The organism is Streptomyces sp. NPDC005492 (genome assembly GCF_040605995.1).
In the GTDB taxonomy this organism is placed as follows: domain Bacteria; phylum Actinomycetota; class Actinomycetes; order Streptomycetales; family Streptomycetaceae; genus Streptomyces.
Genome location: NZ_JBEXDX010000018.1, coordinates 35433 through 47968, shown reverse-complemented (window position 1 = coordinate 47968; position 12536 = coordinate 35433). Strand labels below are relative to the sequence as shown.

Here is a 12536-nt window from a genome sequence, read left to right as displayed (position 1 = left end):
TCAGTCTGAGGGCAATGGCTCCTCCTCCGCGCCTACGGCTTCCAGCCCGGATCCCGTCCGCTGAGGCCGACCGCCCGGTCCAGCAGAGGTGCTTGCGCCGCTACCGGCACCACCGGCCTGAAGATCCCCCGCCTCTGGTCGGATCCTCGGCTGCCGCAAGGGCGTTCCAGGCGTCGTTCCCGGTCCACGTCTGAGGGCGAAGGTTCCTCCCGTGTCTAAGGCTTCCAGCCCGGATCCCGTCCGCTGAGGCCGACCGCCCGGTCCAGCAGAGGCGCGTCCGCCGCTACCGGCACCACCGGTCCGAAGATGCCGCCCCCTCTGGTCGGATCCTCGGCTGCCGCGAGCAGGAAGGCGTGTGAGGCCTGGAGCGCGACCGGGTCGGGGTCGTAGGACTGGCCGGTGGCCGTGGCCAAGTCCCAGCCGTGGATGACGAGTTCGTCTACGGCGACGGCTGCGGCGACCGCGCCGGGGAGGTCGACGCCGCCCGCGCGGGTCATGCCGGTCCAGGCGGCCGGGTCGCGCCAGGCCTCGGCGAGTGCGTCGAGGACCTTGGGGAAGTCCTCGCGCCAGCCGGGGCCGATGTCCGAGGCGGCGCTGTCCGGTGCGGTGTCCGTCATGACGCCGAGGTCCTTGCGCGCGGCGTCACGGAAGGCGACGGACAGGCCGAGCAGGTGTCCCAGCAGGTTGCGTACGGCGGTGCCGGGACACGGGGTCACGTCCTTGAGCTGCTCGTCGGTGACGCCCTCCACGAGACGGGCGACGACACGTGTCTGCGGGCCGAGGTCGAAGATGCTGTCGCTCATGCGCTTCCCTTCCGGGGATCGGTCTTCACTCATGAGGTAGACCGCCGGCGCTCCCGAAACTCATCGCACACCCGTGGCGGACCCGCGCCGCGCGTCGTTTCTACGGCACCTGCCCGATGCCTCTCCCCCTGCCTTAGACCCACGATGACCAGGCATGACGACAAAAGACTGGACTGTGACCCGCGTCGTGCGGGACCGCAACGCGGGGCTCTCGCTCGCGGGGATCACGGTATCCGGCTTCGGCAGTTCCGCGCTGTGGCTGGCGTCCGGCATCTGGGTCAAGGATCTGACGGGCTCGAACGGTCTGGCGGCGCTGTGCCGGTTCGCCCTCTGGGCGCCGACCATGATCGGCCCCCTCCTCGGCACGCTCGCCGACCGCACCCGCCGCAAACCCCTGATGATCACACTCGACCTGGCCCTGGCGGCCCTCCTCCTCACCCTCTTCACCGTCGACTCCCGAGGTGACCTGTGGCTCCTCTTCGTGGTCCTCTTCCTCTACGGCGCGGCGGACGTCGTCCATGACGCCGCCGGGTCGGCACTCGTCTCCGCCGCCGTCGACAGTTCCCTGCTCGGCGACCTCAACGGCCTGCGCATGGCCGCCAACGAGGGCATGAAGCTCGTGGCGCCGCTGGCCGGAGCGGGCCTCTACACGGTGTACGGCGGCGCGCGTGTGGCGCTCCTGGACGCGGCCACGTTCGTGCTCGCCGCCGGCCTGTACGCCCGTCTCCGCGTCCACGAGACCGCGCCGGACCCGCGGCAGGTCACCAACTGGCGCAGGCAGACCGCCGAGGGCGTCCGTCACCTCCGGACGCACCCACGGCTGCGCCCACTGGTCGTGGCGGGCGGCTCCACGATGCTGTGCGCGGGTCTCAACGGCGCGATGATCTACGCGATCGTGGCCGGCCTCGGCCACTCGCCCGCGTTCACCGGTGTGCTGTACGTCGTCCAGGGCGCGGGCTCGGTCGCGATCGGGCTGCTGTCCGGGCCGGCCCTGCGGCGCCTGGGCGAGCGCCGGTTCGCGGCCTGCGGGATCGCCCTCACCGCGTGCGCGACGGCCCTGCGGGCGATTCCGTCCGACCCGGTCGCCCTGGCGTGCAGCGCAGCGAACGGTGTGGGCCTGCCCTGTGTGCTGATCGCGGCGCTGACTGCCGTACAGCAGGAGACACCCGGCTCCCTTCTCGGCCGTACGACCGCCACGGCCAACACCCTGATGTTCATGCCGAACGCGCTCGGGCTCGCCGTGGGTGCGGGCCTGGTCGAACTGGTCGACTACCGGCTCGTGTTGGCGGTGCTGGGCACGGCCGAGCTGCTGACGGCGGTGCCGTTGCTTCAGAGCGCCGCCAACGCCTCCCGTACCTCCGCCGAGTCACCGTCCGACGCCAACCCCGCGTGATAAAGCCGTAGTTCGCTCGCCCCGAGGTCCCGCGCCCGTGCGGCGTCCGCGGCCAGCGCTCCCGGCCGTCCGCCCATCCCGGAGACCACCGTGAAGTTGGCGGCCAACACCGCCCCGGCCCGGGCCTGTTCGGCGAACGGGGTCAGCAGGCCCGCTCCTCCCGTGCAGGGGACGACCACGCCGTCGGCGATCGAGAGGATGTGGCGGGGGTCCACGCCCGCGTTGGCGCCGCAGTGGTACGACTCCGGGTCCGCGTGGAGCAGGACCTGGAAGTCGGCCGGGGCGGCGGCTCGGACCGCCGCGACCGCTGTCTCCTGGAGTGCGCGGGCCCGCTCGTCGCGCCACGCGCGCGTGGCCGTCGCGTTGGCCATGCCGAGGAGTTTCTCGACGCCCGCCCAGCCGCCGTCGGAGGGCGCCCCACGCCACACCGGCTCCAGCGCGGCCCGTACCACCGCCGCCAACTCCTCGCCGTCGAGACCCTGTTCGCCGTAGCCCTCCCGGCAGGTCGGGCAGAAGCACAGGGCCATCAGGTACTGGCCGGCGTCCCCGAGGCCGATGCCGGCGGTCTTGTCGTGGGCGTGCAGGTGGGCGAAGCCGTACCAGCCCAGGGATTCGAGTTCCGTGCCCTGCGCGCCGGGGCGTACCGCCGCCTCGGCCGCGAGGTCGACGAGGTACTCGCGTGTGGCGGGCTGCGCGATGCAAGGTGCCCAGGGGTAGCGGTCGCCGTAGGCGTTGATCACCGAGGTGCCTGGATGTTCCGCGCCCAGGCGGGAGTTGTGGGCGAGGACGACCCAGGTGTGCACCTCCAGGCCCGCGTCCGCGAGGGCGTCGGCGGCCTCGCCGTAGGCGTCGCCGGGGGCCCAGTCGCCGGCCGGGTACGGCCTCAACTCCCGTCCCGCCCAACGGGTGTCCGGCGGATACAGGACGGCGGCGTGCTCGGCGGTGACGACGCGGTGGCGCGGGTGACGGGGCGTCAGCGCGCGTGTGGAGTGGTAGGCGGAGGCGAGGGTGGCTTGTCGGACGCCGAGTGCGGCGATCCTGGCGCCCGCTTCCGGGTCGCCGTTGACGTCCCAGGGGTAGACGAAAGCCGATGCCTTCACGCGTCCTCCTCGATCGGCGAGTCCGCCCGCGATTCGATCAACGCGTAGCCGCGCTCGATGAGTTGGGCGAGTTGCTTGATGTGGTCCTCGGTCGGTTCGGTCAGCGGTGGGCGGACCTCGCCGACGTCCAGTCCCCGCATGCGTACCCCCGCCTTGACGAGCGACACCGCGTAACCCCGGCCCTGGGCGCGGAGTTCGACGAACGGCCGGTAGAAGCCGTCCAGGAGGAGGTTCGCCGTGGTGTCGTCGCCGGTCGCCAGCGCCCGGTGGAAGGCGAGCGCGATCTCGGGGACGAAGCAGAACACGGCGGACGAGTAGAGGGTGATGCCGATGCCCCGGTAGGCGAGCTGGGTCTGTTCGGCGGTCGGCAGTCCGTTGAAGTACAGGAAGTCACCGGGTACTTCGGTGCGTACGGTGCTCACGATCCGCTGCATCAGATCGAGGTCGCCGAGGCCGTCCTTGAACCCGATGACGCCCTCGGTGCGCGCGAGTTCGACCACCATGGCGGGGGTGAACACCGCGTTGTCGCGCTGGTAGACGATGACGGGCAGCGCGGTCGCCGCGGCCACCTCCCGGTAGTGCCGCAGCAGCCCCTCCTGCCCGGCGACCACCAGATACGGCGGCATGGCGAGCAGCCCGTCCGCCCCGGCGCGCTCCGCGAGCCGCGCGTACCGTACGGCGAGCGCCGTGCCGTAGCCGGCGCCCGCGACCACCGGCACCCGGCCGTCCGTCGCCTCCACGGCCGCCCGGACACACGCCTCGAACTCCTCGGGCAGCAGCGCGTGGAACTCCCCGGTGCCGCAGCACGCGAACACCGCGGCGGCACCGGCCTCGACGCCCCGGCGGACATGCGCGCGGTAGACGTCGAGGTCCAGGGAACCGTCGGGGCCGTACGCGGTGACGGGGAAGAACAGCGGCCCGCTGGGGATACCGAGCCGGGCGGCGAGAGGGGCTGGCGTCACGGGCTCTCCCTTATGACAGGCGAACAGGCGCGTGCGTTCTTCTGATCAGTGTCTACATTTCTGAACATGCCCACCCTAAGGAGCCTCATAAGGGCGGGTCAAGCACGCGCATACGCAACGGAGGAGCGGATTCACCAGGTACGCGCCACACTTGACGCACCCGACGAGCAATCCCTAGCTTGTCCATGAATGTGAATGCCAGCCACACATGAGGAGAACGAGGATGCCCGCTCCCCGCACCGCTCCGCGCACCATTCTGCTCACCGGCGCCGCAGGCGGGCTCGGCACCCTGATGCGGGACCTGCTCCCCTCCTACGGCTACGACCTCCGTCTGCTGGACGTCCGCCCGATCGAGGACGCACCGGACGCGATCACCGCCGACCTCTCCGACCGGGCCGCGCTGCGCGAGGCCGTCCGGGGTGTCGACGCGATCATCCATCTCGCCGGCATCTCCCTGGAAGCCTCCTTCGAGAAAATCCTCCGGTCGAACATCGAGGGCACCTACAACCTGTACGAGGCCGCCCGCGAGGAGGGCGTCCCCCGCATCGTCTTCGCCTCCTCCAACCACGCGGTGGGCTACACACCCAGGCCGCGGCACGACGACCCGCTGATCCCGGTCGACACCCCGCACCGCCCCGACACCTTCTACGGCCTGTCCAAGTCCTTCGGCGAGGACCTCGCCCAGCTCTACTGGGACAAGCACGGTCTGGAGACCGTCTCCGTCCGCATCGGCTCCTGCTTCCCGGAGCCCAGCAGCGTGCGCATGCTGTCGATCTGGATGAGCCCCGCCGACGGCGCCCGCCTCTTCCACGCGGCCCTCACCGCAGAAGGCGTAGGGCACACCGTTGTCTACGGCTCCTCCGCCAACACCCGCCTGTGGTGGGACCTGACGACCGCGCGGGCTCTCGGTTACGAACCCCAGGACGACTCCGAGCCGTACGCCGAGAAGCTCATCGCCGAGCAGGGCGAGCTGGAGCCGGACAACGAGGCGCACGCCTACCTGGGCGGCCACTTCGTGAACGACCCGCCGATCTGGCCGTACTGACGGGAAAACGACCTTCGCGACGGCGGGCGGGCACCGAACGGGCCCGCCCGTCGGCATGTTCGGGCACGGACGCTGCCCGATCTCACGCCCCGGCGGACAGCCGTGCAGGTCCGCGACGGGCACCGCGTGCGGTAAACGGTCACACACGGGCAGCATCGGGCGTGCAACAGGCCTGGTCAGTGCCGCGCACCCGCTGTAGAACTTCCCCCAAGGGTCCCACCGGGCCCGAACGGGCAGTACTCCAGTGAGTGGGAAGGCGGTGTCGGCCATGAGCACGAGTTCGGCGGAAGAGCGTCAGCGCGAGATCGTGCGTGCCGCGCGGCGCACCGGCGCGGTCGACGTCACCGCGCTCGCCGCCGAGCTGGGCGTGGCCAAGGAGACCGTACGGCGGGATCTGCGGGCCCTGGAGGACCACGGGCTGATCCGCAGGACCCATGGCGGCGCCTACCCCGTGGAGAGCGCCGGTTTCGAGACGACGCTCGCCTTCCGCGCCACCAGCCATGTCCCGGAGAAGCGCCGGATCGCCCTCGCGGCGGCCGAGCTGCTCGGGGACGCCGAGACGGTCTTCGTCGACGAGGGCTTCACCCCCCAGCTCATCGCCGAGGCCCTGCCCAGGGACCGACCGCTGACCGTGGTCACCGCGTCCCTGCCGGTCGCGGGCGTGCTCGCCGAGTCGGAGAACACCTCGGTGCTGCTGCTCGGCGGCCGGGTCCGGCACGGCACCCTCGCCACCGTCGACCACTGGACGACGAAGATGCTCGCCGGCTTCGTCCTCGACCTCGCCTTCATCGGCGCCAACGGCATCTCCCGCGAACACGGCCTGACCACCCCCGACCCCGCGGTCAGCGAGGTCAAGGCACAGGCCATCCGCGCCTCCCGGCGCACCGTGTTCGCGGGCGTGCACACCAAGTTCGGGGCGGTCAGCTTCTGCCGGTTCGCCGACATCGGCGCCCTGGAGACGATCGTCACCAGCACCCTGCTCCCGTCGGCCGAGGCCCACCGCTACTCCTTGCTGGGGCCACAGGTCATCCGCGTCTAACGCACCGTTCGACATCCCAACTCACCCACCAGGGGTGTGCCGTTCCGGTGCGCATCCCTTTTCTCCCCATACGTGCAGGAGCGATCCATGCGAACCCAGAGCCGACGACGGCCGCCGCGAGCCACGCTCGCCCTGGCCGCCGTAGGGACGCTGCTCGCCCCGCTGCTCTCCGGCTGCTGGGTCGGAGCGGGCGGCGCCGGATCAGGCGGCAACTCGATCAACGTCCTGATGGTCAACAACCCCCAGATGACCGAACTCCAGAAACTGGCCCCGCGCTTCACGAAGGAGACCGGCATCAAGGTCAACTTCACGGTGCTGCCGGAGAACGACGTCCGCGACAAGATCAGCCAGGACTTCGCCAACCAGGCCGGCCAGTACGACGTGGCGACCCTGTCCAACTACGAGATCCCGATCTACGCCCGCAACGGCTGGCTGCACGAGATGGACTCGTACGTCGCCAAGGACACCGCCTATGACGAGCAGGACATCCTCAAGCCGATGCGGCAGTCCCTGACGGCCGACGATGGCAAGCTCTACGGGCAGCCGTTCTACGGCGAGTCCTCCTTCCTGATGTACCGCAAGGACGTGTTCGCCGCGAAGGGCCTCACCATGCCCGCGCACCCGACCTGGACCCAGGTGGCCGACCTGGCCGCCAAGGTCGACGGCGCGAAGCCGGGCATGAAGGGCATCTGTCTGCGCGGACTGCCGGGCTGGGGCGAGTTGATGGCGCCGCTGACGACTGTCGTGAACACCTTCGGCGGCACCTGGTTCGACAAGAACTGGAAGGCGCAGCTCGACTCCCCCGGCTTCGAACAGGCGACGAAGTTCTATGTCGACCTCGTCCGCAAGCACGGCGAGTCCGGAGCGGCCCAGTCCGGCTTCGCCGAGTGCCTCAACAACATCACCCAGAGCAAGGTCGCCATGTGGTACGACGCCACCTCGGCGGCCGGATCACTGGAGGCCAAGGGCTCCCCGGTCAAGGGCAAGATCGGTTACGTCCCCGCGCCCGTCGAGAAGACCGACTCCTCCGGCTGGCTCTACACCTGGGCCTGGGGCATCCAGAAGGCGTCCCACAACTCCGACAAGGCCTGGCAGTTCGTGTCCTGGGCGTCCAGCAAGCAGTACGAGCAGTTGGTCGGCGACACGGACGGCTGGTCCAACGTGCCGGCCGGCAAGCGCGCCTCGACGTACACGAACCCCGACTACGTCAAGGAGGCCGCCGCCTTCCAGGAGATGACCAAGGCGGCCATCGAGGGCGCCAAGCCCAACGACCCGGGGGTGCAGCCGCGCCCCGCGCCCGGCATCCAGTTCGTCGACATCCCCGAGTTCACCGACCTCGGTACGAAGGTCTCCCAGGAGATCAGTTCGGCCATCGCCGGACGCCAGTCCGTCGACTCGGCCCTGAAGAAGTCCCAGAAACTCGCCGAGAAGATCTCCAAGGAGTACGAGGGACGATGACCGCCACGACAACGGCCCCTCTGGCCGCTACTCCGACCCGCACCGCGCGACAGCCCTCGGACAGGCTGCGCGCCTGGGCCACCCGCGCCCCACTGCTGCCCGCCCTGGTCTTCATGATCGTCGTGACCCAACTCCCGTTCGTGGCCACGCTGGTGATCTCCTTCTTCGACTGGAACGCCCTCTATCCGAAGGCCCGTCACTTCACCGGCGTCGACAACTACCACGAGGTCCTGACCGACGCCGACCTGCGCCACTCGGTCTGGACGACCATCCTCCTCACCGTGGCGGTGGTCCTGGCCAGCCTGGTCCTGGGCCTGCTGCTCGCGCTGCTCCTGGACCGGAAGTTCCGCGGCCGGGGCTTCGTCCGCACCCTGCTGATCGCGCCCTTCCTGGTGGTGCCGGTGGCTGCGGCCCTGCTCTGGAAGCATGTGCTCTACAACCCTGAATACGGCCTTCTCAATGGGCTGTTGCACTATGTGGGCGGCCCCCAGCCGGACTGGATCTCCAACACCCCGCTGCTCGCGGTCGAGGCCTCCCTGGTGTGGCAGTGGACGCCGTTCATGATGCTGATCCTGCTGGCCGGGCTGCAGAGCCGCGACCACCAGCAGATCGAGGCCGCCAAGGTGGACGGCGCCAGCGACTGGCAGGTCTTCCGCTATCTGACGCTCCCGCATCTGCGCCGCTACCTCGAACTCGGCGCCCTGCTGGGCTCGATCTACATCGTCCAGAACTTCGACGCGGTCTTCACGATCACGTCCGGCGGACTGGGCACCGCCAACCTGCCCTACACCGTCTACCAGAGCTTCTACCAGGCGCACGAGAACGGCCTCGCCTCGGCGGCCGGTGTCCTGGTCGTCATCGGTTCGATCATCATCGCGACCTTCGCCCTGCGCGTGGTGTCGTCCCTGTTCCGTGAGGAGGCGTCCCGCGCATGAGCAGCATCGCCGTACGCGCGCGTGCCCGGCGCAAAGGAGCGGGCCTGGGCCTGGTGGCCTGGCTGCTCGGCATCGTGTTCTTCCTGCCCATCGCCTGGATGGCGCTGACGTCCTTCCACTCGGAGGCGGACGCGGCGACCAACCCGCCGTCCTTCGGGGCCGCCCTCACCCTGGACGGCTACCGGGAGTTCTTCGGCACCGGCGGCGGCGCGAGCCCCTGGCCCGCGCTGGTCAACTCACTGGTGGCGTCGGTGGCTTCGACGCTCTTCGTGCTGCTGCTGGCGTTCCCGGCGGCCTACGCGCTGTCGATCCGCCCGGTGAAGAAGTGGACCAACGTCCTGTTCTTCTTCCTGTCCACGAAGATGCTCCCCGTGGTGGCGGGCCTGCTGCCGATCTACCTGTTCGCGAAGAACGCCGGGATGCTGGACAACATCTGGCTCCTGGTCATCCTCTACACCTCCATGAACCTGCCGATCGCGGTGTGGATGATGCAGTCCTTCCTCGCCGAGGTCCCGGTCGCCGTCATCGAGGCGGCCCAGATCGACGGCGCCCGGCTGCCGACCATCCTCGCGCGCGTGGTGGCCCCGATCTCCCTCCCGGGTATCGCGGCGACCGCCCTGATCTGCTTCATCTTCAGTTGGAACGAGCTGCTGTTCGCCCGTGTGCTCACGGGTGTCGTGGCCGAGACCGCGCCCGTGTTCCTGACCGGTTTCATCACCAGCCAGGGCCTGTTCCTGGCGAAGGTGTGCGCCGCGTCGCTCGTCATCTCCCTGCCGGTGCTCGCCGCGGGGTTCGCCGCCCAGGACAAGCTGGTCCAGGGCCTCTCCCTGGGAGCCGTGAAATGAAGGCCGCCGTCATCGAGTCCGTGGGCCGCGCCGTCGTCACCGAGGTCCCCGATCCGACGCCGGGCCCCCGCGAGGTCGTCGTCGAGGTCGCCGCCTGCGGGCTGTGCGGCACCGATCTGCACATCCTCCAGGGCGAGTTCGCGCCCAAGCTGCCGATCGTGCCGGGCCACGAGTTCGCGGGCGAGATCGTCGCGGTCGGCACCCAGGTCACCGAGGTCTCGGTCGGCGACCAGGTGGCCGTGGACCCGTCGCTGTACTGCTACGAATGCCGGCAGTGCCGCAACGGCCACAACAACCTCTGCGAACGCTGGGCCGCGATCGGCGTCACCACGGCGGGCGGCGCGGCCCAGTACGCGGTGGCCCCGGTGGCGAACTGCGTGAAGCTGCCCGAGCACGTGCGCACCGAGGACGCGGCCCTCGTAGAGCCGCTGTCGTGCGCGGTGCGCGGCTACGACGTCCTCAAGTCCCGCCTCGGCGCGCACGTCCTGATCTACGGCTCCGGGACCATGGGCCTGATGATGCTGGAGCTGGCCAAGCGCACCGGCGCGGCGAGCGTCGACATAGTGGACCTCAACCCGACGCGCCTGGAGACGGCCCGCACGCTCGGTGTCTCCGGGTCGGCGGCGAACGCGGACGAGCTGGACCGGCCGCAGGGCTGGGACCTCGTCGTCGATGCCACCGGCAACGCGGCGGCGATCCAGGACGGCCTGGACCGGGTGGCGAAGGCGGGCACGTTCCTGCAGTTCGGCGTCGCCGACTACGCGACCCGGGTGACCATCGACCCGTACCGCATCTACAACCAGGAGATCACCATCACCGGCTCCATGGCCGTGCTGCACAGCTTCGAGCGGGCGGCGGAGCTGTTCGCGAACGGGGTGCTCGACCCGGAGGTCTTCATCAGCGACCGGATGGAGCTGGAGCGGTATCCGGAGGCATTGGCGCAGTTCGCGGCGGGTGTGGGGCGGAAGATCGTGGTGGTTCCCTGAGCCGAACGGGGGCCGGTCCAACAGTAAGGGAACGGTAAAGCGGTGTCGTTCGTTCACCGGCCATGACAGCTATGACCCCTGGCTCGAACATCCCTCTTCCGGTCTCCCGGGTGGCGGTGGATGTCGCCGCCCCCGTGCGGCTCGACGTGTCGAGCCTGCTGCTCACCGGCGACGGCAAGGTGCGCTCGGACGACGACTTCATCTTCTACAACCAGCCGAACGGCCCGGGTGTGGCGTACCGCTCCGGCGGCGGTACGTCCCCGGACGCGATCACCGTCGACACGGCCGCGCTGCCGCCCGGGATCGAGAAGATCGTCGTCACGGCGAGCCCCGACGCCGCGGGGCAGACCTTCCAGGGCATCGAGCCGACGGCGACGATCCGCAACGCGGACGACGGCTCGGTGCTGGCCACCTTCACACCGCCTCAACTGGGCGCCGAGACTGCCCTGGTGGTCGTCGAGATCTATCTCCGCAACGGCGCCTGGAAGGCCCGCGCGGTCGGCCAGGGCTACGCCAACGGCCTGGCGGGCATCGCCACCGACTTCGGCGTCTCGGTGGAGGAACCGGCCCCGGCCCCGGTGGCCGCGCCCACTCCGGTCGCTCCGCCGGTACAAGCCCCGATGGCTCCCCCGCCGCCGCCCGCCGCGCCCCCGCTCGGCGCCGGGAAGATCAACCTCGACAAGGGCCGCGTCAGCCTCCAGAAGAACCAGACGGTGTCCCTGGTCAAGGGCGGCCGCCCGCTCCTCTCCCAGGTCAAGATGGGCCTCGGCTGGGAGCCCGCGTTCCGCGGCAAGGACATCGACCTGGACGCCTCGGTCATCGCCTACGGCCCGCAGCGCAACCACATCGACAGTTGCTACTTCGGCAAGCTGTCGATCCTGAACGGCGCGATCAAGCACTCCGGGGACAATCTCACCGGCGAGGGCGGCGGTGACGACGAGGTGATCGTGGTCGACCTCGGCCGTATCCCCCAGGAGGTCACCGGCCTGGTCTTCACGGTCAACTCCTTCTCCGGCCAGAAGTTCACCGAGGTCGCCAAGGCCTACTGCCGCCTCTTGGACGCCGCGACCGGCGAGGAACTGGTCCGCTTCGACCTCACCAACGCCGAGGCCCAGACCGGCGTGATGATGGCCAAGCTGATCAAGCAGTTCTCCGGCGAGTGGGACATGACCGCGATGGGCGACTTCGTGAAGTCCCGCACGGTGCGCGGCATGGTGAAGCCGGCGGCACAGTCCCTGTAAACAGCACAAGCAACAGTCCTACGACCGCTGCGGGCGCCCCTGAGCCGGACAGGCACGGGGCGCCCGGCGCTCAGGGCCGCAGGCCGTCCGTCAGCAGGGACAGATAACGCCGGATGTGCTTGCCCTGTCCGTTCGCCAACTCCGAGGCCGTGGACACCCCGTGGGCCAGTCGCAGGACCTCGATCGGCTCGATGTCCTGACGCAGGGCCCCCTCCCGCTGCGCCGCTTCGACCAGCCGCTCCGCCGCGCCCTTCATCGACGTCGCGCAGGCCGTGAGCGCCGCCTGGCTGCCGTCCGTGACGGCCGAGCCCAGCAGGGCCTTCATCCCGCGCACCTGGATGGTGCCGACACAGACCTCGTACAGCCACTCGGCCAGCGCCTCGCCCGGCGGCAGTTCCTTCGCGAGTTCGTCGGCGCGGGTCCCGAGCGCCTCGATCCGCTCGACGTAGGCCGCCTCCAGCAGCGCCTGCCGTGTCGGGAAGTGCCGGTAGAGCGTGCCGGACCCGACCCCGGCGCGCTTCGCGATGTCGTCGAGCGACGCGTTCTCCCCGTGCTCGGCGAATGCCTCGGCCGCCACCTTCAGCAGGCGCTCGTAGTTGCGCCGAGCGTCCGCGCGCATGGGCCTGACCTGCGTCATCCAGATACTCCTTGCGAACCGGGGACTCTCTCCGTATCTTACCGAGTACTAAACGGAGACAGTCCCCGCTTATCTTGGCGGGCAGTCCGCGC

12 protein-coding genes are annotated in these 12536 nt (G+C 70.0%); 8 read left to right on the top strand and 4 right to left on the bottom strand.

Going from position 1 to position 12536, the window contains the following annotated elements:
- Positions 1-215: 215 nt before the first annotated feature.
- A complete protein-coding gene (locus ABZT04_RS24020; protein ID WP_356059018.1) occupies positions 216-803 on the bottom strand; it encodes a TIGR03086 family metal-binding protein in 588 nt (195 codons plus the stop codon).
- A 154-nt stretch (positions 804-957) separates the two neighbouring features.
- On the opposite strand from ABZT04_RS24020, the gene ABZT04_RS24015 reads away from it, so the two are divergent.
- On the top strand, positions 958-2196 hold the full coding sequence (locus tag ABZT04_RS24015; protein WP_356059017.1) for an MFS transporter: 1239 nt from the start codon (positions 958-960) through the stop codon (positions 2194-2196).
- On the opposite strand, the gene ABZT04_RS24010 is transcribed toward ABZT04_RS24015, so the two are convergent.
- Positions 2133-3296 carry a hypothetical protein gene (locus ABZT04_RS24010; protein ID WP_356059016.1) on the bottom strand — a complete coding sequence of 388 codons (1164 nt, stop codon included), beginning with the start codon at positions 3294-3296 and terminating at the stop codon, positions 2133-2135. The two genes, ABZT04_RS24015 and ABZT04_RS24010, sit on opposite strands and share 64 nt — an antisense overlap.
- The gene (locus ABZT04_RS24005; protein ID WP_356059015.1) at positions 3293-4258 is read right to left on the bottom strand and encodes a 5-dehydro-4-deoxyglucarate dehydratase; all 966 of its coding nucleotides are present in this window, start codon (positions 4256-4258) and stop codon (positions 3293-3295) included. The genes ABZT04_RS24010 and ABZT04_RS24005 overlap by 4 nt, the downstream gene beginning before the upstream one ends.
- A gap of 223 nt (positions 4259-4481) precedes the next feature.
- On the opposite strand from ABZT04_RS24005, the gene ABZT04_RS24000 reads away from it, so the two are divergent.
- The 7 genes from ABZT04_RS24000 to ABZT04_RS23970 all read left to right on the top strand — a co-directional run bounded on the left by ABZT04_RS24000 (position 4482) and on the right by ABZT04_RS23970 (position 11807).
- Positions 4482-5303 carry an NAD(P)-dependent oxidoreductase gene (locus ABZT04_RS24000; protein ID WP_356059014.1) on the top strand — a complete coding sequence of 274 codons (822 nt, stop codon included), beginning with the start codon at positions 4482-4484 and terminating at the stop codon, positions 5301-5303.
- Positions 5304-5571: 268 nt separating this feature from the next.
- The gene (locus ABZT04_RS23995; RefSeq protein WP_356059013.1) at positions 5572-6342 is read left to right on the top strand and encodes a DeoR/GlpR family DNA-binding transcription regulator; all 771 of its coding nucleotides are present in this window, start codon (positions 5572-5574) and stop codon (positions 6340-6342) included.
- 87 nt (positions 6343-6429) lie between these two features.
- Complete coding sequence (locus ABZT04_RS23990) at positions 6430-7800, top strand: sugar ABC transporter substrate-binding protein (RefSeq protein ID WP_356059012.1); 1371 nt, start codon at positions 6430-6432, stop codon at positions 7798-7800.
- Positions 7797-8735 carry a sugar ABC transporter permease gene (locus ABZT04_RS23985; RefSeq protein WP_356059011.1) on the top strand — a complete coding sequence of 313 codons (939 nt, stop codon included), beginning with the start codon at positions 7797-7799 and terminating at the stop codon, positions 8733-8735. Before ABZT04_RS23990 ends, ABZT04_RS23985 begins: the two co-directional genes overlap by 4 nt.
- Positions 8732-9580, top strand: a complete 849-nt coding sequence (locus ABZT04_RS23980; RefSeq protein ID WP_355912827.1) for a carbohydrate ABC transporter permease — start codon at positions 8732-8734, stop codon at positions 9578-9580. Before ABZT04_RS23985 ends, ABZT04_RS23980 begins: the two co-directional genes overlap by 4 nt.
- Positions 9577-10566 (top strand): zinc-dependent alcohol dehydrogenase family protein, encoded by a 990-nt coding sequence (locus tag ABZT04_RS23975; RefSeq protein WP_356059010.1) that lies wholly within the window; start codon positions 9577-9579, stop codon positions 10564-10566. The genes ABZT04_RS23980 and ABZT04_RS23975 overlap by 4 nt, the downstream gene beginning before the upstream one ends.
- Before the next feature lie 71 nt (positions 10567-10637).
- Positions 10638-11807: a TerD family protein gene (locus ABZT04_RS23970; protein ID WP_356059009.1), complete on the top strand. Its 1170-nt coding sequence runs from the start codon at positions 10638-10640 to the stop codon at positions 11805-11807.
- Positions 11808-11877: 70 nt separating this feature from the next.
- On the opposite strand, the gene ABZT04_RS23965 is transcribed toward ABZT04_RS23970, so the two are convergent.
- Complete coding sequence (locus ABZT04_RS23965; protein ID WP_356059008.1) at positions 11878-12444, bottom strand: helix-turn-helix domain-containing protein; 567 nt, start codon at positions 12442-12444, stop codon at positions 11878-11880.
- Positions 12445-12536: the final 92 nt, after the last annotated feature.